Consider the following 23,193-nt stretch of genomic DNA (forward strand, 5'->3'; position numbering starts at 1 on the left):
TAATGAATAATTCACAAGGAAATAATAGCATTGTATATGTATTGCTGGTTGTTATTTTAGTATTTATTATAGTGCTTTGTTATCTTGTGTATCGATTGTTGGAATCTGGGAAAGCTAAAAAAAGGGTTGAAGAAAAATTCGATTTCCTTGAAATGAAAGTTGGTAATCTGCAGTTGGAAACATTAGAGTCCAAACTCAATCCGCATCTTTTCAAAAATATTCTCAACTCTATTCAATCGCATGCGTACCAAACATATTTTGCTTTGGATAAATTGGCGAATGTTTTGGATTATATTTTGTATGAAAGTCAAAAAAAGTTCGTTTCACCAAAAGAAGAAATTCAGTTTGCTTTAAATCTTATTGAAATTAATAAAATCAAAGTGAGTCCGCTTTTTGAATTGAAAGTGAAAACTAAGATAAATGATGGAGAAAAACTGTATGAACAGAATCTTCTGGCACCACTGATTTCGATAGATTTAATAGAAAATGCATTTAAACATGCTGATCTGCAAAGTGCCGATGCCTTTATTTCGATACTGTTTGAGTTTAAAGATAATTGTTTCTATTTGACGGTTTCCAATAAAATTTCAGAGAAGAAAGCCTTAAAAAAAGAACGAAGCGGTATTGGCGCAACTACATTGGAACAACGATTGAAAATTATATACAAAAATCAGTTCAAATTGGATAAATTTGTTGAAAATGACATTTATATTGCGCATTTAAAAATCAATCTCCTTGAATACAAAAATCAAATGTTTACTGCTTGATGATGAATTGCCAGGTTTAACTTATCTGAAAATGCTTTGTGAACAAATTCCCGAATTAGAAATTGTAAAGTCATTTAATGATCCCCAAAAATTATTGGACGAAGTTCCCAATCTCGATTTTGATTTGTGCATTTCGGATATTGAAATGCCGGGAATCGATGGTTTGAGTTTAGCGAATCTGCTGCAAAACAAATTGGTCATTTTTACCACTGCCTATAAAAATTATGCTTCCGAAGCTTTTGATATTGATGCAGTAGATTATGTTATCAAGCCAGTCACTAAAGAACGTTTAGAAAAAGCTGTCGCTAAATCTTTGGAACGATTTCAAAAGCGAAATGATTCCAAGAAATTTATTCATCTGAATACTGATAAAGGCAAAGCACTATTATATTTTGACCAGATTCAGTACATAAAAACGGCATCTGTCGATAGTAGAGACAAGGAAGTTATTCTTGCAGACGGAAGTCTTTTAATGTTGAAAAATATCAATTTTGATTCTTTATTAAAGCAGCTTCCTAAGTTGGATTTTTGCAGAGTTAATAAAAAAGAAATCATTGCGATAAAGGCAGTGCAGTTTTTCAATCATAACGAAATTACCCTTTCGATTCATGAAAAAAACGAAAAACCGATAGTGTTAGTTTTAAGCGAAACGTATCGAAATGATTTTTTATCGAAAGTAAAAATCTAACTTATTACAAAGTTTTTCGCTCTTGTTACATCTCCTTAAAATTAGATTCAAATTCATTTTATTGCTCGAAAATCAGTTCTCATATTTGCATGAAAATTAATTAGTTTAAAAGTGTGTATATGAAGAATATTCAAAAAACTTTTTTTTATTTGGCTATTATAGGTGGATTTTCGGGTTTAATCTATTGGATTATTCTAAAAGGAAAAACATTAGAAATTGGAAGGGATATTGTACCTCACCATATAGAAAATGGGCATTGGAATGATTTTTTAATGTCAATGACTCAAAATTTGCAGCATCCATTGGCTATTCTTTTGGCACAAATTGTAACTATTATTTTGGTTGCTCGTTTTTTTGGTTGGGTTTGCCGAAAAATTGGACAGCCAACGGTAATCGGTGAAATGATAGCGGGTATTGTTTTGGGACCTTCTTTAATCGGAATGTATTTTCCTGAATTTTCAGCCATGCTGTTTCCAAAGGATTCTTTGGGCAACTTGCAGTTTTTGAGCCAAATCGGATTAATCCTTTTTATGTTTGTTATTGGGATGGAACTCGATTTGAAAGCACTTAAAAACAAAGCGCATGATGCGGTAGTTATTAGTCATGCGAGTATCATAATACCGTTTGCACTAGGTTTAGGTCTGGCATATTTTATTTATCATTCTTTTGCACCTCAGGGTGTTGAGTTTCTTTCATTTGGTTTGTTCTTGGGAATTGCGATGAGTATAACTGCATTTCCTGTTTTGGCAGGTATCGTTCGGGAACGCGGCATTCATAAAACCAAATTAGGAGCAATTGTAATTACTTGTGCCGCCGCCGATGATATTACAGCATGGTGTATTTTGGCTGCGGTAATTGCCATTGTAAAAGCCGGTTCGTTTACCAGTTCTTTATACGTTATTGTATTGGCTGTATTTTATGTGTTGCTGATGCTAAAAGTGGTTCGTCCTTTCTTGAAAAAAGTGGGTGATTTGAATTCAACAAGAGAAAGTCTGAGTAAATCTGTCGTGGCAATTTTCTTTTTGACGCTGTTGTTATCTGCTTATGTTTCAGAATTGATAGGGATTCATGCTTTGTTTGGAGCTTTCCTAGCAGGTGCAATTATGCCTGAAAACAATAAATTCCGTTCTATTTTTATCGAAAAAATAGAAGACGTTTCTGTAGTTGTCTTGCTTCCTTTGTTCTTTGTTTTTACAGGTTTAAGAACTCAAATCGGATTGATTGATGATCCGCATTTATGGAAAATAACTGGAATTATTATTTTGGTAGCTGTTGCTGGTAAGTTTTTCGGTAGTGCGTTTGCGGCAAAGTTTGTTGGTCATAGTTGGAAAGACAGTTTATCTATAGGAACCTTAATGAATACAAGAGGTTTGATGGAATTGGTTGTATTAAACATTGGATATGATTTAGGAGTTTTGTCTACCCAAATTTTTACTATGATGGTGATTATGGCTTTGGTAACCACATTTATGACAGGACCTGCTTTGGATTTGATAAACTATGTCTTTAGAGATAAACCTACAATTGTCCCTGAAGAAATTAGCAATAAAAGTAAATTCAAAATCCTTATTTCTTTTGCTACAGCCGATAAAGGTAAAACGCTGCTTAAAGTTGCCAACAGTCTCGTAAAGAAACAAGGTGGAAATACCATTGTAACAGCCATGCATTTGTCGTTAAGTTCGGAACTGCATTCCTTTGACGTAAAAGATTATGAAAAGGAAATCTTTTTGCCGGTTCTTTCTGAATCTGAAAATTTAAATCAAAAAATAGTCACGTTGTTTAAAGTATCCAACGATATTGATTCTGAAATTACTGAGACCGCTAATCATGGAGAATATGATTTGTTATTGGTTGGTTTGGGGCAATCTATTTTTGAAGGAACATTACTTGGTAAAGTACTTGGATTTACGACGCGAATTATTAATCCAGATCGTCTTATAGATAAAATTACTGGAAAAGAAGGATTGTTTGAAAATTCTCCTTTTGATGAAAGAACGAGACAAATTATTGCCAATAGCAAAATGCCAGTTGGAATTCTTGTTGATAAGGAGTTAGCAGAAGTCAATCGAATATTTATGCCAATTTTCAGTAAAGAAGATGATTATTTGATAGAGTTTGCTCAAAAGCTAATACATAATAATGGTTCTCAAATTACTGTTTTGGATGCAGTAGGAGAAATCAGAAACAGTAGAGAAATTCAGGAATCTGTTCGTTCTATTGAACAAATTGCGCCCAATCATATTATGATGATGCAGGACAGAACAATTAAAAAAGAATTTTTAGAGCAACAGGATTTAATGATTATTAGCCTCGAAAGTTGGAAAAAGTTAATAGATTCGCATAGTACCTGGCTCAATAATACACCTTCGGTACTCATCATTAAACCCTAAAATTTATGACAAAACACTATGAGCTTTGCGGTTAGAATGATGCGGTTTTTGAGAACTGTTATTCAATAAATGGGAAATTCGTTGCTATAATTTTAAGTAGTGCTTCTTTGCTCATAGGTTTTTGTCTAAACTCCGAAATTTCCGGTATCGATTCTGCTTTTGCTTTATCAGCAGGGTTGAATGAGCTGCTGAGCATTACAATAATAATATTCTCTTTGTTTGCGATATTCAAATTTCGATAAGCTTCTATAAATTCCCAGCCATCCATAACCGGCATATTGATGTCTAATAATATCAATTGAGGCTGTGGGGATTTGTTATCGTCTGATTCAAAATTTCCTAGGTTACAAAGATATTCCAAAGCTTCCTTGCCATTCAAAGCTACTTGGATATACTCGGCTATATTGGCTTTTTGTATGATTTTTTTGTTGATAAAGTTAGTAGCAATATCATCATCAACCAATAAGATACTGTTTAATTTATTTTCCATTTTTTGCATTGTAAGGTTTTTGATTTATATACTATTAGTTTTGTTCTACGGGGAATGTCCACTTGAATGTGCTTCCTTCGTTAACTTTCGATTCGACCCAAATTTTTCCTTTGTGTTGCTCTATTATTTTTTTGCAGTGTGATAGTCCTATACCAGTTCCATGGTATTCACTGCGATTATTCAGTCTTTTAAAAATCACGAAAACTTTATTCATATCTTCCGCTTCAATTCCTATTCCGTTGTCTTGAATGGAAAATAACCAGTTGTTTTCTTCTTTTACAGCCGTTATTTTTATTTTTGGCTGTTGGTCTTTTTTTCTAAACTTATTGGCATTACTAATCATGTTTTGAAACAATTGTCTCATTTCGGTAGTATTGCCTTCAATGACAGGCAGGTTTTCATATTTGACATCGGCATTGCTTTCTGTTAGACTCACGTTCATATCTGCAAGGACATTGGCAACAATTTCATTACAGTTAATCTTGCTGGTTTTTCTTTCCTTCCCAATTCTGGAGTAGTCCAATAATCCTTTGACTAATATTTGCATACGAGATGTTGAGCTATTAATGAATTGTAAATACTGTTTTTGGTCCTCGTCTAAATTCCCGCCTATTTCCTCTTGAAGCATTTGTATACAATGAATTACAGTGATTAACGGTTCTTGTAAATCGTGTGATGCTATATAAGCAAACTGTTCTAATTCCGTGTTTTGAAATTCGAGGGTTCTGTTTTTAGCAAGCATTTCTTTTTGGAAAGCAATACGGTCATTCACATTTCTCATAGATTTTTCAATGTAGATTGGTCTTCCATTTTCATCATATATTAATCGGGCATTTACTGAGAAAAACACAATGTTTCCATTTCCGTCTACAAATCGGATATCACTATCTCTGACTTGTCCTTCTTCTTTCAGTTTTTTCAATAATGATTCTCTGTCTTCTTTGTTATAATAAAAATTAAATACCGAACTTTCGATAGCTTGTGAGCTAGGTCTAAGAAAATGTTTTTCAAACGAAGGACTTACATCAAGAATCATTCCATCTACAGTTGTTCTGAAATAAACGTCTTCAAAATTTTCGAAAATAGAACGGAATTTTTCTTCGCTTTCTTTTATTTTTTCAGAAGCGACTACCAATTTTTGCTGATTGATTATTCTATCGTTAATGTTACGCATTGATCCTTCAACATGGGAAGGCTTTCCATTTTTATCATAAATTATTTTGCAGTTTACAGAAAAATATACGGCTTCTCCTGTAGCAGTCGCTAATTGAACATGTTCATCGGTTATAGAGCCATCTCTAGTGATTTTTTCTCTGAATTCATTTTGTTTTGTAGAATCATAATAGAGTTCACTAGTGTATTTTCCAATCATTTCTTCTCTTGTGTACTTGAAATGTTTTTCGACAGATGGGCTTATTTCGAATATTTTTCCGTCAAGGGTATGCATATAATAGATATCTTGGATATTCTCAAACATAGCACGGAACTTTTCTTCACTTACTTTTAGGTTTTCTTCGGCTAGTTTTCTTTCGGTAATGTCCTTTATTGAACCTATTACAAATTCAGGTTCTCCATTTGAATCGAATATAACTTTAGCGTTAATCGATACATAATAATGTTTTCCTTTTATTGTTATTTCATTGTAATAGTCAACGACTTTTTGTTCCGTTATTATTTTTTGGAACATCAATTGCATTTGATTTTTATCAGAATAAATAAATGATCTGTTTTGACCTATGAGTTCTTCTCTTGTAATTCCGTTAAAAGTGATGCAGGAGGGACTGGCGTCTACTATTTCTCCTGTTTTTACTGATGTTTTGAAAAAGACATCCTGAACGTTTTCAAATAAAACGCGATAGGTTTCTTCGCTTTTTAGGAGCTTTTCTTCAGCTATTTTGGTTTCCACGGATTTAGAAATAATATCGGATAATGTTTCTAATAATTTGATTTCTTCATCTAAAAAAATATTTTCTTTTTCTAGTTTTTTTGCATCAAAATAGCCTACTTCTATCCAACCGCATTCTTCTCCATTTACTGTAATCTTTTGATTGAGAAACCAATCATTTTCTTTATAATTGTCAGAAATGAATACCTTCTCTCCAAATTGGATTCGACAGTTAGCAATTTCAGGGAATTGCATCGCTTTTGGAATAATTTGAACGCATGCTTCCATTTTTTCAGATTTTGAAAGTGCCTTGTTGCTAATTATTTTCGTGATGTCAAATAAGCATCGTAGCTCTTTAATGCGCTCATTAAGAGAATAGTTGTTTTTTTCTAATTGTATTTCTTTTAGTTTTAAATCAGTAATATTGGTAACAATTGTAGTTGTTCCAATAATTTTTCGATCTTGATTCTTGATAGGGGATTTATAGATAGTCCAATATTGTCCTGTAGCGTCTTTTTCTTCGACAGAAAATGTGCTGCCTTTTAAAATGGTTTGATAAATTGAATTGATTTCTTCTTTTCTGTTTTCTTTTGTAATGTATTCGATATGATTTTCGCCGATTTTTATATCTACTCCATATTCATTTTTCATATACTTTGCGTGGGTCGAATTGAAACTAAGATAGTTCAAATTAGTGTCCAAGCAAGAAATGCTGATTCCTTTCGGACTCTCAATGGCAGCTTTGAGGATGTTTTTTTCTAAACCTAAATCTTGTTCGCTAATTTTTAATTTGTTTTCTTCGTTTTCCTTTTCTTGTAATATTGCCTTTAAAAATAATATCGAGACCATATTTACAAATAAGAACAATTGTAACATTAAAAAGTCATTATCCCAACCATTGAAAATAAATCCGCCCATTCGATGTCCTGTACAATATATGGCTATGATCGTAATGATTAAGGATACAAGCGTAATTACTCTCATCCCAAATCGGGAGGCTGCCCATATCAATAAAAAGAATAAAATGGATTCGTTGTTGGCGTGCGTTTCAAAAATGTATAATGATAGCGTTAAGGTGGAAATGATTAGAAGGCAGCTTTCTGCTTTTTTTGCAGCTGTCCATTGAGTGATATTTTCGGTATTATAGAACCATGAAACGACCAATGGAGTAAATACAATGGCGCCCAAAGCATTTCCCCTGAGCATGTTGCTCCAAATTAAAATGCTATTATCCAAATAGAAATAAGAAGTCATTGCAAGCGGCATAAAACCAATACTGACACTTATAAAAGTTCCCAATAAACTAGCAAAAGCAAAAAACAGAACATTTTTTTTGTTGCCGAAAGGATATTTTGTTTTGCACCATAATTGACTTAAATAGGAAACAAGAAATGCATTTAGACCAGCTATAATTGGCCTGATGATACATATGGCTAATGGTTTAATAAGTTCTTCAAATGTTGCGGCATTTTGAAAATCGTTTTTATATAAACTTATAGAAAATAGAAAACAGCCTATTGCCACTCCAAAAACTGCTTTTCGTCCCAAAAGTAGCGTCGCAGCAATTGCAAAACCAATCGATGGAAAAAAGGGAAGTATGTTAATTTCAGTGAGAAATATAAATAGGGATAATTTGGCAATTAGAAAATATAGTATTACTGTACTGAAAACGATTTTGGTTGTCGAATTTAGAAATTTTGGAATGTTGTTATTCTCGATATTTATATTTTCGCCCATTTTATTTTATTTTTTTAAATGATTTTTTTAATAAAATCACGCATTGAGTATTCTTGCTGTCAATTGCTATTTACATAAATTTAAAATTATCTATTTTGAAAGTAAAAGATTATTTATTAATTATTAAAATGTATTTCATCGATTTAATTCGCTTTTAAAAGATACAAATTTAATGCCAAACTTTTGATGTTTGATAATCTTATTCTTTTTTCAGTTTAAAAACAGGAATTTTTTAACAGTTAAGTAGGTATTGTTTTATGAATTACTAAGAACACTTTAAAATGCGTGACGACATTTGTAAGTAATTAATTATGAATACTTTAATTGATTAAGATTGGGTAATATTGGTCAGTCCAAAAATATATTTTGGATTAAAATTTGCCGAGAAGAAATTAGGAGGAGGATTCTGGGTTAAATTTTCAAATCAAGGATAAAATTGACTTTTAGCAATATTTTATTACAATTGACTAAATGATTTGAAGTTTAGCCATAAACAAATGACAAAGGGATGTTCACTAAAAACTCTCTCCTGTGTTGATATAAAAACTTTGTGAGTGTCGACCCCATCCATATGAAGCCATCACGTTGGTTTTTGTTGCTTTGTCGATTAAAAGGCGTAAACCTATACCAAATGCCGGTTGTATGAATTGTAAAACCTGAATATCTCGATCTCTGTCGCTCGTTGATGTAAAGTTGGCAAATACCGTTCCGCTCAACAATTGATTACAAGTAATAGGGAAACGATATTCTGTTTCAAAATAACACAAATCTTGTCCTCGTAGTAACCCTTGTGTATATCCTTTTCCTGATCTGCTTTGTTGATCACCACCAATAGCAGGTAAATTTAAATAAGGTAAATTTCCTTTTGTTAAAAATTGGGCATAACTCCAAAAAGCCAAAACGTGCTGTTTGTTTGTCTTACTTAAAGGAATATAATATTTAAGTTCAGTAAATAATACGGAACTTGGCGATCCATTTTTTTCAATTCCTAGGTTCGTTTTGTAGTTAACATTTGCAAATAATCCGTTGTTGGGATTTACTAAGTTGTCTCTTGAGTCATAAATCACATTGGCGCTGATTCCTTTTACAAAATATTTATTAGTGCTAAAACCATGTGATGTATTGTATACATAATGATATGTGAGCTGATTATTGGCAACATCCAAAGTCTGGTCAAAAATATTCATATAACCGTCAAAATGGATTCCACCTCCTACAAACAAATCATCGGCGACTAAAATGGATGCGGTTTGATGAAATTTGAAATAGTCATATTTCATAGGCTGGGCTATTGAACTTATCGAAAAATCAGGTTCATCGGATGGAATAATATCCGATCCTAGGCCGTAATTTGACTGCGAGAATTTATAATAGCGCCAATCACCACCCATATAAATTTTGTTGTGATGTAGTATCAAGTTGTTTTTTACATCTATCAAAAGTTGCTTTTTAGTGGTGTAAGTTGCCATCAGATAAGCAGTAGAATATTTGTCGTCAGGTTGTTTGTCTTTAAAGGTATATTGACTTATGGCTCCATAAATGAATCCATTCGCAGGTTGTACTGAAAGCACTGGTAAAACGAGTAAAAAATCATTTTTTAATGGCTTAACAACAAATAGAGAATCTTTTTTTCTAAAAAATTCGGGAAGAGATTTTATAGGACACTTTAAGGAATCGTTGTCGGATTGTGCAAACGAAAATTGACAGAACAGCAATAGAAAAGATATTGCCGAAATAATTGCAAGCTTATTAATTGTGTTGTTATTTCTCACTTACAATCAATTTTCATTCTTTTTATATGAAGTTATAAAGAAACAACTTTTAATGATAAAATTGTCTTTTAGATTCGGTTTTTAATTTTATAAAATCATAAACACTTGGTTAGCAAATGCAAGTTTGTGTTAAGAACCAATTTGTGTTCATTGCAATTATTTTTTAATAAAAACATTTTGAACAAGTTTTTTATGATTTTGAGTAGGCAAAATACCTAAAAAAAATCTGTCTTGTTTTTTAGAACAAGACAGATTTAATAATTGTTTGGATCGAAAGATTACACTTTCATGATCTCAGCTTCTTTTACTGCTAGAAGCTCATCAATTTTTTTAATATAAGAATTAGTCAAGTTTTGTACTTGTTCTTCTGCACTTTTACAAATGTCTTCCGAAGTTCCTTCTTTCTCTAATTTTTTGATATCAGTATTAGCATCTTTTCTAGCGTTTCTAATCCCGATTTTTGCATCTTCTGCTTCTGATTTAGCTTGTTTAGCCAATTCACGTCTTCGGTCTTCTGTAAGAGGTGGAACGCTAATGATAATCACATCTCCATTATTCATTGGGTTGAAACCTAGATTAGCAATCATAATTGCTTTCTCGATAGGATGCAGCATGTTTTTTTCAAAAGGCTGAAGTGTAATTGTTCTTGCGTCAGGCACACTAATTTTAGACACTTGTGAAAGCGGTGATGCAGATCCATAATAATCAACAAAAACACTTCCCAACATTGCTGGTGATGCTTTTCCTGCACGAATATTTAAAAATGCTTTTTCTAAATGCTCGATAGAACCTGTCATTGATTCTTCTGTGCTATCTAATATAAATTCAATTTCTTCGGTCATAATTTAGATTTTTAGATTTTAGATCTTTGGATTTTTTAGATTTTCTTTATTCTTGTCTAATTATCCAATAATCCAAGATGTCTATATATTCACTACTGTTCCTATGTTTTCTCCTGTACAAATTTTCAATAAATTTCCAATTTTGTTCATGTCAAAAACAACTATTGGTAATTTGTTTTCCTGGCTTAAAGTAAATGCTGTGGTATCCATTACATTCAATCCTTTTTTCAGTACATCTTCAAAAGAAATGAAGTCAAATTTTATTGCTCCAGCATTTTTTTCTGGATCACAATCATAAACACCATCAACACGAGTTCCTTTTAAAATAACATCAGCGTTGATTTCTATTCCACGTAAAACGGCAGCTGTATCTGTTGTAAAATAAGGATTTCCAGTTCCTGCTCCAAAAATTACAATTCTTCCTTTCTCTAAGTGACGGTCTGCTCTTCTTTTGATATAAGGTTCTGCTATAGATTCCATTTTTAAGGCAGTTTGCAAACGAGTTTTCATTCCTTTGTCTTCAAGAGCACCTTGTAATGCCATCCCGTTGATAACAGTGGCAAGCATTCCCATATAATCTCCTTGTACTCTATCCATTCCTTTACTTGCTCCAGCAACCCCTCTAAATATGTTTCCTCCACCAATTACTATAGCGATTTCAACTCCTTTAGCATGAATTTGCTTGATTTCATCGGCATATTCAGCCAATCGTTTCGGGTCAATTCCGTATTGTAAATCACCCATTAGAGCTTCACCACTTAATTTCAGAAGGATTCTTTTGTATTTCATCAGTCAATTTGTTTTTTAAGGTTTCCTTTCATTTATCGAAAGTAAATCTGCATCACTCGTTTGGGTTCAATGCTGCGAAATTTGTGCAAATATATACATATTCTGTTTTTTTAAAAAATAGAGTTCCCTAAATATTTAAATTAAGTTTTTCGTATGTTTCTTTAGCAGATTCGTATCCAATATTAAAAATGGCTTCCATGTTAATTTTGCTAGTTTCAAATGTGCTATATAATGATAAAGCTTCGGGTTCAATTATCCAGTCGCAATGGTCAAACTTTTGTGTACTCGAATTCGCTGAAAGTAAATCAAAAGCTCTCGCCGTTACTGATTTGATTGAGTTTAAATCTTTGGCTTCAATTTTATGAATAGGACTCACATAAACACCAATTAAAGTTTCGCATTTCCCTTTTAAAATATCCGTTGGAAAATGATTGAGAATGCCGCCGTCACTGTATAAATTGCCGTCTACTTCATAAGGAGACATGATTCCGGGAAATGATGATGATGCTAAAATGGCATCTATTGTTTTTGTTTCAGGACCAAATATCTTAGATTTTCCTTTAATCATATCGGTTGCCGTGATATAGACCGGAATTTTGAGGTCAGACAAAGTACTTTCTTTGAATATATCGTAAAAATACTCTTTGAATGATTCGGAATCAATTAATCCAGCTTTCGAAAAAGTAAAATGTTTCCAATGAAAAAAATAAATGGATTTGAAAAAGTCTAAAATGGCTTTGGGAGATTTGCCGCTACCGTATAATGCGGCAACAATTGAACCTGCGCTAGAGCCTGCAACCTGATGAGGATGAATATTTTTTTCTTCCAAAAATTGTAAAACTCCTGCATGAGCGATTCCTTTTGATCCGCCTCCAGATAGAATTAAACCTATTGATTTTGCTTTACTGTTCATATACTAAATATAAGCATTTTGTTTGTTTTAGAGTGATTTTTATCACGTTTTAAACGTAATGATAGTTATAAATTTGTTTGAAATTTGAACTCGATTGCTGTTTTTAAATCAAATAATTGATTATCAATGTTTAATTTGATTTTTAGCTACAAGAATAAAATAATACTATCGTTTTTTAATCATTTAAGACATTTGGAAATATATACGTTTTGGTTGTATTCCAATGTAATTTTTAGATGAGGATTTATGCTTTATATGATAAACTTTTGTTTCAATTGTATTTATGGAATAATAAATAATTCTTTGTGCTTTATGTTTTTTTATTTGAAAAAAAAGTGTAACTTAGTGATTGCTAACCAGGTTTACTATTTTGATTTACTTTTTTTTATTGGTGTCTTTAAATATTGTTTAACAATTTAAAAAACATCGTTATGAAAAATTTATTTGAAAAGGCTTATGATTACGTGTCAAATTTTCTGTTTGGAAATGAAAGCGCGGTTCATTATTAACTAATGGAGCAAACAACTTTAAAGGAAAAAGTATGAAGTAATATTACTTTTTATTTTAGCAAAAACACATCGCAAATTCAATTAGGTATTTGTCATGTGTTTTTTTTTGATTAGAATCTACGGATCTATTTTTTTGAATTTTCACTTTAATGTTGTCGATAAATCTACGGCTTAGAAGTTTAAAGTCAATAATTACTTAGATTCTAAATCTAGCGATTGCTCAAAAAGAGTGACATCAATAGCATTTTTCACATCAAAATCACCAATTTTGGTTCTACGTAAAGCAGTTAAATGTGAACCAGAATTCATAGCTTTTCCAAAATCGAAAGCTAAGGAACGAATGTAAGTGCCTTTGCTGCAAACGACTCTAAAATCAATTTCAGGAAGTGCAATTCTTGTGATTTCAAATTCGTGAATAGTTGTTTTTCGGGAAGCAATTTCTATCGTTTCTCCAGCACGAGCGTGTTCGTATAAGCGAACCCCGTCTTTTTTTATGGCTGAAAAAATAGGAGGCTTTTGATCAATTTCTCCCAAAAACTGTTTTATCGTTTCATGAATTAAGTCATTGGTAATATGTGAAGTTTCGAAAGTTTGGTCAATTTCGGTTTCTAAATCGTAGGAAGGGGTTGTTGCTCCAATGAAGAAAGTTCCAGTATATTCTTTGGCTTGTCCCTGTAACTCGGAAATTTTTTTAGTGAATTTGCCAGTACAAACCAACAATAGTCCTGATGCCAATGGGTCGAGCGTTCCTGCATGTCCAATCTTGAATTTTTTTGGTAATCCTGCTTTATTAATTAACGCATATTTGAGTTTGTTTACTGCTTGGAAAGAAGTAAAATGCAAAGGTTTGTCAATTAACAGAATTTGACCGTTTAAAAAATCTTCGGTAGTCATTATAGTACAGTCAAAGGATGAACGAAATAATGAATCGCTAATAATATAATTCCAGCGATAATACGGTAGTAACCAAAAACTTTAAAACCGTTTTTGGTCAAAAAGCCAATAAATGATTTAATAGCCAAAAGTGCCACTATAAAAGCCACTATATTTCCTAAAATTAAGTAATTGATTTGGTCATGAGACAAGACAAAACCATCTTTGTAATAATCATAACATTTTTTGGCTGTAGCTCCCAACATAGTAGGAACAGCCAGAAAGAATGAGAATTCAGCAGCAGAAGTTCGTGTTAGTTTTTGTGACATTCCTCCAACAATAGAAGCTCCACTTCTAGAAACTCCTGGAATCATTGCTAAGCATTGAAACATTCCAATTTTGAAAGCTTGTAAATAAGTGATCTCCTCTGTGGTTTCTGAACCATTTGGGTAATTGAACCAATCGTCTACTTTTAATAAAATAACACCGCCAATTAATAATGAAACAGCAACAGTTACAGGATTTTCGAGTAAAGCATCTATTTTTTTACTGAAAAGCAAGCCAAAAACAACAGCTGGAATAAAAGCAACTAATAATTTGAAATAAAAATCAAAGGATTGAAAAAAGCGCTTGAAATACAAAATCACTACTGATAAAATGGCTCCCAGCTGAATAACAATCGTGAAAAGCTTAGTGAAATCATCATGTGCAATTCCAAAAAAGGAGGAAGCGATAATCATATGTCCTGTAGAAGAAACAGGTAGAAACTCAGTAATTCCTTCAATAATAGCAAGGACGATAGCTTGTAATGTATTCATTTTTTTATTTTAGAGAGTGAGAAATCACTACTTTTTAGAATTTTTAAGAATAGCATAAATTGTGATACCAAACCCAATTAAAACTGTAGTTGGTGCCAAACGAATTCTTCTAAAATTAAAAATATCTTCATTAAATACATTTGGATCATCACTTCCGCCACCAGACATTAGTAAAAATCCAACAACTATTACCGCAATTCCAATTAATAGAATTTTATAATTTACTTTTTCAAAAAGGAATTCGTGTTTATTTTCTTCGTTGTTCATTTTATTTATTTTAAATCAAAAATCTATAATCGTTAATCTACAATCTAAAATTAATAAAGATCGTCTGTTCTTAAATTCAAGAATCGTTGTGTTGCAAAATATGTACTTAGCCAAGTAATCAAAACCCCGATTCCGAATACGCTAATCAATACAATAGCGACAATCAATTTATCATCTAAAATTCCTAGACCTGGGTACGTATTATCAAGATAAATGAGTAATCCTAATAATGCAAGAATTGCAAGACCAGCTCCAATCATTCCGAGTTTAATGCTTCGGGTTACAAATGGTTTTCTAATGAAAGATTTGGTAGCTCCCACCATTTGCATTGTTTTAATAATAAATCGGTTAGAATAGATAGACAGACGCAATGAGCTATTAATCAATAACACAGCAATAATGGTCAATAAACCACTTGCAATCAATATCCACATACTCACTTTTTGGATGTTATCATTAACCAGATTTACCAATTGTTTATCATAAACAATATCCGAAATCATAGCATTTTTTCGCAAACGTGATTCAATTTTAGAAATACTGTCTCTAACTACATAATTAGCCTTTAAGTGAATATCGAAAGAGTTTTGCAAAGGATTTTCTCCTAAAAAGGTAACAAAATCTTCTCCAATAATATCCGAATGTTCCTTTGCAGCAACTTCTTTAGAAACATATACGTACGATTTTGCAAAACGAGCAGTTTTTAGTTCCTGATCAAAAGCTTTCAAAATAGTATCATTGGCTTCGTTCTTAAAAAATACGGTCATCGCAATTTCTTCTTTGAAATCGTCAGCCAGTTTTTTAGAATTTATAATGAAAAAGCCTAATACTCCCAATAGAAATAACACTAAGAATATACTCAATACTACCGAGAAATAAGAAGAAAGTAATCTGCGTTTTTGAAATTTATCAAAGGATGAAGCCATAGTTTGTTATAATTATGGGGTAAAAATAATAAACATATTCTTTAATTTGAAGTTAAAGGCGGTCAAAGTTTTAACTTTCGTGTAGAAAGTTTGGTTTCTGAATAAAATTATGCTTTGACAAAAAAGGAAAGAGTAGATAAAAAAGCGAATTGAACAAAATATTTTGTGTTATTTCATCGTTGCGGGTACGGATTACAAATTATATTTCTAAAATTTACTATCAGTTCGAAAATCTCTTTATTGACTTCATGGAGGAATCTATAATGAATACTGACCTAGTATTTAAAAGAAAAAATACCTTGAGTTATTTTTATTTCACTTGGCCCACTATTTTGATAAATTATTCCATAAAGTGTGCCTTTTATTTCATATACATCTGTATTTGGATTAATTTCGACTTTAAAATCAACATTTGAACTAGGTGAATAAATGTAGGTTTTGTCATCTGGATCAACATACCAAAGTTCGTTAACTATTGTTCTGCCATTTTTCCATTTGTTTATTGATAGGCTCATGCGTTCTGTTAAGGATTCATTTTCTTGCCATGTTACTATATTCAAAGCTGAATATTCATTGGATTGGTCTTTATTATATACAGATTTTATAACGCGAAGATTAGAAAACACTTTATATTTTCCATTGTAATACATTTGAAAGGATTGTGGTATTTCTGTTAATTGTGGTTCGGAATTATTATCACTTGAACAGGCTATTAAAAGAATAACACTTGCTAAAAGAAATAGTATTTTTTGTTTCATAAAATAATTATAAGTAACGTTAGTCGGTGAAAAAATCTTCGTTTGTTTTGTTCAAAAATAGTAAAACAATTGGTTTTTGGCACAAAAAAAGTATGTTTAAATGTATAACATATCATAGGAATTCCGAGTAATCAAATGTTTTTTTCAAATTTGGAGGATACTCTTTCATTAGAGTAAATTCAACAACAGTTTTAGCAATGCAGACAAAATTCCCCCTTTGTTGGATTCCGTCATTGTATTCCATTCCTCACTGCAGGGTTTGTCAATTGGAAGTATGTATTTCTGTTGTTTTATAAAGTTCCAAAAATATTTTAATTCGTGCAATTCGTGTTCTATCTATTTACTTTAATTTACTCAAAATTGGATTAAATGCTTTCGAAGCTACTAATACTTTTTGTCCTATTTTAAAATCTTTGATTTCGTCTTCGGTGTCGACTACTTTTATAATGTTATTTCCAGAAAATACCTGTATCACATAGACGATGTCGCTTTTAGTGATGCTTATTATTTCTCCTGTCAATTTGAATTTACTGCTTATTTTTTCTTCTGCGAATACACTATTTGGAGTTCCTTCTTTGATGATTTTTCCTTTATCCAGAATGATGACTTTGTCGGATAGTTTGAATATTTCGGGAATAGAGTGACTAATCATCAAGGTAGTTGATTTATACTTTTAATGATTTTGTATTTTTAAAAAAACATTCTGGTTGTTAAAGTTTACCAATGTTCCAGGTTAATGACAGATAATAAAAGGCTCCAATTTGAGGCCCACCTAAAATAGAATAATACGGTTTGTTTAGAAAATTAGTTGCTCCAAGTTTGGCTATAACGCCTGGCTTTTCGAAATTATAATTGATTTGTGTATCCATTGTCCAATAAGCCGGTACTTCACCACTGACAAGGAAGGAAACATAATCGTATTTACTTTGTTGGTGATAGGTTACACTTGTTCCAAGATTTTTCCAAATATTTTCGGCTACAACTGTTCCGTTTGCTATAATTTGTGGTGTGTTGTAACCATCTTCTAAACCGTCTTTGTCATCAGTTCGATCCAGTTTCGAATAGGTTGTATTTCCTAAAAATGTGAACATGTGGTTGATTCGGTATTTCAATCCTAAACTGCTTCCGTAATTGTATATTTTACTTTTAGAATTCGTCCATAAACGGTAGCGGCTTTGAGTAGCTTTAGCATAAAGAGCAGTTGGTATTTGTGCAGGATCAGTCGTGTTTGGGATACTGGCTTCTACCTGAGCAATAAAGTTTTCGTATCTGTTATAATAAAAATCAGCATCAATAAACAAACTCTTTTTAAAAGCAAGGCCCCTAAATCCAAATTCAAAAGAGCGTACATATTCAGGTTCTAAATAAGTGTAAGGATTTTTTTGAATCAGAGTTTGGTTTTTATCGATAGCTTGGGCTTGTGTTAAACCAAGCGTATTGATATCGCTGGTTACTTGTGCTTGAAATTTATCAATAGATGCTTTGGTATACGAGTTCTCAAAAATCCCATCAGACATGATTCGCAATCCGCCAACTCGTTTTACACCACCGCTGTTTACATTCGAAAACCCTTCAAAAATACTCGGAAAACGGTAACCGCTTTGGTAAGAAGTTCTGAAGTTAATTTCCTCTTTTGGAGAAAATACCGCAGTAAATCTTGGTGTAAATTTTACATCAAAATAATCGGCTTTGTCTGCGCGAAGAGCAGCACTCAAACGCAGTTTTTTACTAAACAAATCTTTGCTCAATTGAGTGAATCCACCTGTTTTTCCATATTTTAAATTTTTATCAGGATTCTCAGGATTGATAAAATAATTACCATCAGGAACAATAATGTACGTTCTGTAATCAAAACCACTTAAGAGTTGCGCACCCATTTTTTTGAAAAAATCTTCAAAAGCTTTATCCCAATTCAATAAACCTTCAGAATGAATCAAACTTGATTTTACACGAAGTGCCGCGCCATAATCCCAATTGTTAATGTTGACCAATTCTTCTTTCTTTTGTTCATACGCATCAGTCCCTGGAATAAATCTTCCCTGATCGGAAGTAGTTCGGGCAATTTTATGAGCATCAGCGACAGCAGATCCATTGGTTACGGCATTGTTGTAGGCAGTTGTGTAATCGGCAAACCATTTGTCATCGGATTTAAAAGCACGATCCATATTTTCAGCCAAAGAGCGCATATTGTATGAGTTACCCGTGTTTTCCTGTGTCAAATAGGCGCGAACCATAAAAATATCGGTATGATAATCAACAGCATATTGACTTAATTTGTAATCTTCTAATCTAAAACGGTTTGAACGCTGATAAACAGTATTGATTAAAGCGCCTTTGTAAGTCACTGATAATTCGTGTCCTTTTTTTGGTCGGAAGTACAAACCACCGTCCCATTTGTAATTTTCAATACCATAATCGGCAATGTCGGTTTCTCTGTAACCCGTTCTCGAAACGACGTATTTTTTACCTTTTAAAGTTAATGTTTTTCTGTTGGCTGATTCATTTCCGTAACCATTCACTTCATCATAAGCGGGATTGTCATTACCATATAAATTGGTCGAAGCATTGATGTCTGGAGCCAAATCGGTTCTGTTGTCAGCAACCCAATCCGTTCCATTAGTGATAGAACCATTTATTTTGAAGGCAATTTTTGAATTGAATGCCTGAGCATAACGGAGGTTGGTTGTGGTAAAAAGTTGAGGAGAAAATCGGTCTGCGTTTCCGGTATGATTTACACCTGTTAATTGCTGAATGCTCATTCCCTGATATTCAAATGGATTTTTTGTCTGGATATTTGCTAATCCGTTGATGGCATTCATTCCGTATAATGCAGCAGCCGATCCTGGTATCACTTCAATTTTGTCAATATCAAGGTCGTTGGCTCCAAGGGCATTGGCAATTGGCGCGCCTAAATGTGGAGCCTGATTGTCTATTCCGTCTATTAATTGAGCAAATCGAACATTGGTCGTGTTGGCAAAACCTCTGGTGTTGATGACTTTAAAGCCTAAACTCGGAGTGATGATTTGCACTTCTTTTAAATTTTCCAAAGCATCAAAATTGGATGGCGAACCGTAATTTTTAGCATCTGTAGATTTTAATTGTTCGATGCTTATTGGGGATCGTAAAAATGTTTCTTTGGTACGCGAAGCGGTTACAACCACTTCGTTAAGAGTTTCTGTCTTGACAGTATCTTTTTCTTTTTTGAAGTTTTCTACTGTTGATTGAGCTATGGCTTTGAAGCTAAATAACAATAGTATTAAAAGTAATTTTAAGTTCATAAAATAATAATTTTTCAGTATGTTTAAAAATGAATACTGCTGGTTAGTAATTTAGTTTAGTTGTTTTCTGTTTAGTAAATTTCAGTGTGTTTAAAAATGAATAGTGAGGTGCAAATTTTTTAAAACTTCAGATTTTGAGTTTCTTTTTGAGCAAAATCGTTGATGCGTTTTTCTATTTCGTAAAAAGTCTGAATAGCTTTTTCTCCTGCTTCGGTCAATCGGGTTCCGCCGCCGCCTTTTCCTCCCAATAATTTTTCGACCAAAGGACTTTCGGCGCGTTTGTTCATTTCTTCGACTAATTGCCAAGCTTGACGATAAGCCATTTTCATTTCTTTGGCAGCATTCGTGATAGAGCCTGTTTTACGGATGTTTTCCAATAGCCAAATTTTTCCAATACCTAAAAATGGACCTTCGGCTTCTTCAATCCAAAGTCTCACTTTAATGTCGTATTTTTTATTTTCTGGCATAGGGTTATGTTTTTAAAAACATTTTGCAAACATACGTATTTTTACTTATGTAAAAAATATTTAATTAAGTATTTTGCTTTTATGATAAAATTTGAATGATAGGATTAAATGCTTTCGAAGCTACTAATACTTTTTGTCCTATTTTGAAATCTTTTATTTCGTCTTCGGTAGCGACAACTTTTATAATGTTGTTCCCAGAAAAAACCTGTATCACATAGACGATATCGCTTTTGGTTATGCTGATTATTTCTCCTGTCAACTTGAATTTACTGCTTATTTTTTTTTCAGCAAATACCTCGTTTGGTGTGCCTTCTTTAATGATTTTTCCTTTATCCAAAATGATAACTTTGTCGGATAGCTTGAAGATTTCGGGAATAGAATGGCTAATCATCAGAGTGGTTAATTGATACTTTTGATGAATTCTCAAGATATAATCCTGAAGTTTAAACCGCATGTCGTCATCTAAAGCCGAAAGTGGTTCGTCGAGCAAAAGGATTTTAGGTTTACGGACAATGGCTCTTGCCAAAGCCACGCGTTGTTTTTGTCCACCGGATAAGTTTTGTGGTTTACTGTTTTGTAGCGATTGTAATTCCATCAATTCGATTAATTCCGAAATGATTTCATTCGATCCATTTTTAGCCAATGCAAATTCTAAATTTTCTTTTACAGTCAAATTTGGAAACAAGGCGAAATCCTGAAAAACAAATCCAACGGAACGCTTTTGAATCGGTAAATGCTGTTTCTTTTCAGAATCATCCCAAATTTCGTTTCCTACTTCAATGTGTGCTTTTTCTGCTTGAGTAAGTCCCGCCAATATTCGGAGAAGGGTAGTTTTTCCGGCTCCCGAATTTCCATAGATAGAAAGAAATTCACCTCTGTTAAAAGTCAATGAGATGTCCAAAGGCAATTCGCCGTCAGCCGTTTGTAGCATTTTATAAGCATTGAACTGTATCATTAATAAAGAGTTGTTTTTCGGGACTTATTATTGATTAAATGAACGACTAACAAAATTGAAAAAGAGAACGCAAACAATATTCCAGCATACACATTGGCATTGTGATAATTCATCGCTTCAACTTCTTCATAAATAGCAATGGAAACGACTTTGGTTTCTTCGGGAATGCTACCACCCACCATCAAAACCACACCAAATTCGCCTATTGTATGCGCAAAAGTCATAATGATTCCGGTCAATAATGAAGCTTGTATATTAGGTAATAAAATTTTTGTTATCGTTGTAAATCTTGATTTTCCTAAGGTAAATGAAGCTTCCTGTAAAGAAGCTGGCAGATTTTTTAAGCCTGATAAAATGGGATTTACCATAAAAGGCAAACTGTATAAAACAGAAGCGAGAATCAATCCTTCGAAAGTAAAAACCAATCGCAAATCGAAATAATCAGATAGAAATTTTCCAAAAGCATTTTCCGGACTAAAAGCAACTAAAAGATAAAATCCCAAAACCGATGGAGGCAAAACCAAAGGCAGACTAATCAAAGCTTCAACAATGGTTTTGAATCGAAATCGGCTATAGGTCAGCCAATAACAGAGCGGAATGGCAACAACCAAAAGAATCAGTGTTGTGATCAAAGCCAATTTTGCCGTGAGCCATATGGGTTCGAGATTAATCATTGGGAGATAAGCTTACTTCGTTCGTTTTTATTAATGCCAAAACGCTGTCGTTTTCTTTCAATTCTAATTGCTCGCAGGCATTTGTTGTTATGATGGATTTTATAATGGTTTTACCAAAAATCAGATTGATCTGACTGAGCAGAACTCCTTTTTTTATTGATTCAATGGTGCATTGCAATCGGTTTTGGATGCTGATGTTTGGCTTGAAATCTTTAGAAATAATGACTTCTGTTTCTTTAAAAATGATTTTTACGGAATGTCCTGTTTCGAGATAAGAAGCCGTTTCGGGCGTGTCCAAAACAATGGAAGTGAAAATGGTGTCATTGGAATTTACTTTCACCAATGAAATTCCTTCATGCGATTGAATCGTTGTTATATTTCCGTTTAGTGTGTTCATTTTGCTTTGGTGTCATAACCATAATACTTCAAAATTGCGACTGCTTTTTTCGAAGATATAAAGTTATAAAATTTAGTAGCACTAGCATTTCCTTGTGCGTGTTTCAAAAGTACGCAACCTTGTTCTAAAGGAGCGTGACTTTTTTGAGGAATAATATAATGTTTTCCTCCTTCTTTGATCATATTTGGGGTAAGTACCAATGATAAGGCTATGATTCCAATATCGGCGGCACCTGTGGTAACGAATTGAGAGGTCTGTGTAATGTTTTCGCCGAAAACCAATTTGCTTTTTACGTTATCGTAGATTTTGTAGAACTTCAAACTTTCTGTAGCTTTTTCGCCATAAGGTGCCGTTGTTGGGTTGGCAATGGAAATTTTATGGATGTTGGCGTCCAAAAGACTGTTTATTTTTCTTTTATTCGGATCTGTTTTTTTACTCCAAATAGCCAATTTTCCTATCGCATACATTTTAACTTCCGATGTTGTCAGCTTTTTTTTCTTGAGTTCATTGGGATAATCCATATCAGCAGAAAAGAATAAATCGAAAGGAGCACTATTCGAAATTTGTTCAAATAATTTTCCCGAAGCGCCGTAAGCCACTTGTGCATCAATAGTTGGATTTTCTTTTTTGAAAACGGTAGCAATCGAGTCTAAAGCAATTTTTAGATTAGCGGCCGCAACGATTGTGATTTTTTGTTGGGCTTTGGCAACGCTAAATGCTGATAACATTAGCAGAATTATCGTTTTGAAGAGCAATTTTTTGGTATTCATCGTTAGTCGATTTCTGTTTTTTGATTAACAAATGTAAGTATTCTTACTTAGGGGTAATTCGTTTTTGATTTATTTTTTATGACTGGTAGTATACTTTGCGTCACTGCGTCTCAGCGTGAAATTGAGCGCGCAAAGGCGTAGAGGAGCAAAGAACAAGGGATTGTGTAAAAAAAAACAATCTTTCTCCCTAGCCCCGATAGAAGTGAAAATCCTTGTGAGCCGGGGTTC

General features: G+C 32.9%; 21 protein-coding genes. 3 read left to right on the forward strand and 18 right to left on the reverse strand.

What is annotated here, in order from left to right:
• Positions 1–2 precede the first annotated feature (2 nt).
• From ACUN3A_RS10650 to ACUN3A_RS10660, 3 genes are all read left to right on the forward strand, one after another.
• A complete protein-coding gene (locus ACUN3A_RS10650; protein ID WP_445551274.1) occupies positions 3–767 on the forward strand; it encodes a sensor histidine kinase in 765 nt (254 codons plus the stop codon).
• Positions 736–1,455 carry a LytR/AlgR family response regulator transcription factor gene (locus ACUN3A_RS10655; protein ID WP_445551275.1) on the forward strand — a complete coding sequence of 240 codons (720 nt, stop codon included), beginning with the start codon at positions 736–738 and terminating at the stop codon, positions 1,453–1,455. The genes ACUN3A_RS10650 and ACUN3A_RS10655 overlap by 32 nt, the downstream gene beginning before the upstream one ends.
• A gap of 119 nt (positions 1,456–1,574) precedes the next feature.
• Positions 1,575–3,845 (forward strand): cation:proton antiporter, encoded by a 2,271-nt coding sequence (locus ACUN3A_RS10660; protein WP_445551276.1) that lies wholly within the window; start codon positions 1,575–1,577, stop codon positions 3,843–3,845.
• 58 nt (positions 3,846–3,903) lie between these two features.
• Here the strand turns inward: ACUN3A_RS10660 and ACUN3A_RS10665 are convergent, their stop codons facing one another.
• From ACUN3A_RS10665 to modA, 18 genes are all read right to left on the reverse strand, one after another.
• The gene (locus tag ACUN3A_RS10665) at positions 3,904–4,335 is read right to left on the reverse strand and encodes a response regulator (protein ID WP_445551277.1); all 432 of its coding nucleotides are present in this window, start codon (positions 4,333–4,335) and stop codon (positions 3,904–3,906) included.
• A 34-nt stretch (positions 4,336–4,369) separates the two neighbouring features.
• Positions 4,370–7,957, reverse strand: a complete 3,588-nt coding sequence (locus ACUN3A_RS10670) for a PAS domain S-box protein (RefSeq protein WP_445551278.1) — start codon at positions 7,955–7,957, stop codon at positions 4,370–4,372.
• Between the two features lie 515 nt (positions 7,958–8,472).
• Positions 8,473–9,729, reverse strand: coding sequence for a BamA/TamA family outer membrane protein (locus ACUN3A_RS10675; RefSeq protein ID WP_445551279.1), 1,257 nt, complete (start codon positions 9,727–9,729; stop codon positions 8,473–8,475).
• A gap of 278 nt (positions 9,730–10,007) precedes the next feature.
• Positions 10,008–10,571 carry a ribosome recycling factor gene (gene frr, locus ACUN3A_RS10680; RefSeq protein ID WP_348823793.1) on the reverse strand — a complete coding sequence of 188 codons (564 nt, stop codon included), beginning with the start codon at positions 10,569–10,571 and terminating at the stop codon, positions 10,008–10,010.
• Between the two features lie 81 nt (positions 10,572–10,652).
• Positions 10,653–11,360, reverse strand: a complete 708-nt coding sequence (gene pyrH, locus ACUN3A_RS10685) for a UMP kinase (RefSeq protein ID WP_445551280.1) — start codon at positions 11,358–11,360, stop codon at positions 10,653–10,655.
• Between the two features lie 127 nt (positions 11,361–11,487).
• Entirely contained in the window at positions 11,488–12,273 is a 786-nt protein-coding gene (locus tag ACUN3A_RS10690) for a patatin-like phospholipase family protein (protein ID WP_445551281.1), read from the reverse strand.
• A 701-nt stretch (positions 12,274–12,974) separates the two neighbouring features.
• On the reverse strand, positions 12,975–13,676 hold the full coding sequence (gene truB, locus ACUN3A_RS10695) for a tRNA pseudouridine(55) synthase TruB (protein WP_445551282.1): 702 nt from the start codon (positions 13,674–13,676) through the stop codon (positions 12,975–12,977).
• Positions 13,676–14,473 (reverse strand): undecaprenyl-diphosphate phosphatase, encoded by a 798-nt coding sequence (locus tag ACUN3A_RS10700; protein WP_445551283.1) that lies wholly within the window; start codon positions 14,471–14,473, stop codon positions 13,676–13,678. Before ACUN3A_RS10700 ends, truB begins: the two co-directional genes overlap by 1 nt.
• Before the next feature lie 27 nt (positions 14,474–14,500).
• Positions 14,501–14,740, reverse strand: coding sequence for a DUF3098 domain-containing protein (locus ACUN3A_RS10705; RefSeq protein WP_445551284.1), 240 nt, complete (start codon positions 14,738–14,740; stop codon positions 14,501–14,503).
• Positions 14,741–14,790: 50 nt separating this feature from the next.
• Positions 14,791–15,666: a cell division protein FtsX gene (locus ACUN3A_RS10710; protein ID WP_445551285.1), complete on the reverse strand. Its 876-nt coding sequence runs from the start codon at positions 15,664–15,666 to the stop codon at positions 14,791–14,793.
• A 275-nt stretch (positions 15,667–15,941) separates the two neighbouring features.
• A complete protein-coding gene (locus tag ACUN3A_RS10715; protein ID WP_445551286.1) occupies positions 15,942–16,424 on the reverse strand; it encodes a hypothetical protein in 483 nt (160 codons plus the stop codon).
• A gap of 340 nt (positions 16,425–16,764) precedes the next feature.
• Positions 16,765–17,076, reverse strand: coding sequence for a hypothetical protein (locus tag ACUN3A_RS10720; RefSeq protein WP_445551287.1), 312 nt, complete (start codon positions 17,074–17,076; stop codon positions 16,765–16,767).
• A 58-nt stretch (positions 17,077–17,134) separates the two neighbouring features.
• The gene (locus tag ACUN3A_RS10725; RefSeq protein ID WP_445551288.1) at positions 17,135–19,702 is read right to left on the reverse strand and encodes a TonB-dependent receptor; all 2,568 of its coding nucleotides are present in this window, start codon (positions 19,700–19,702) and stop codon (positions 17,135–17,137) included.
• Positions 19,703–19,821: 119 nt separating this feature from the next.
• Positions 19,822–20,169 carry a winged helix-turn-helix domain-containing protein gene (locus ACUN3A_RS10730; RefSeq protein WP_445551289.1) on the reverse strand — a complete coding sequence of 116 codons (348 nt, stop codon included), beginning with the start codon at positions 20,167–20,169 and terminating at the stop codon, positions 19,822–19,824.
• Between the two features lie 79 nt (positions 20,170–20,248).
• Positions 20,249–21,124, reverse strand: coding sequence for an ABC transporter ATP-binding protein (locus ACUN3A_RS10735; protein ID WP_445551290.1), 876 nt, complete (start codon positions 21,122–21,124; stop codon positions 20,249–20,251).
• Positions 21,124–21,798: a molybdate ABC transporter permease subunit gene (gene modB / locus ACUN3A_RS10740; protein WP_445551291.1), complete on the reverse strand. Its 675-nt coding sequence runs from the start codon at positions 21,796–21,798 to the stop codon at positions 21,124–21,126. Before modB ends, ACUN3A_RS10735 begins: the two co-directional genes overlap by 1 nt.
• Positions 21,791–22,195 (reverse strand): TOBE domain-containing protein, encoded by a 405-nt coding sequence (locus ACUN3A_RS10745; protein WP_445551292.1) that lies wholly within the window; start codon positions 22,193–22,195, stop codon positions 21,791–21,793. Before ACUN3A_RS10745 ends, modB begins: the two co-directional genes overlap by 8 nt.
• On the reverse strand, positions 22,192–22,965 hold the full coding sequence (modA, locus tag ACUN3A_RS10750; RefSeq protein WP_445551293.1) for a molybdate ABC transporter substrate-binding protein: 774 nt from the start codon (positions 22,963–22,965) through the stop codon (positions 22,192–22,194). The genes ACUN3A_RS10745 and modA overlap by 4 nt, the downstream gene beginning before the upstream one ends.
• Between the last annotated feature and the right edge of the window lie 228 nt (positions 22,966–23,193).

Source organism: Flavobacterium sp. WC2509 (assembly GCF_052683105.1).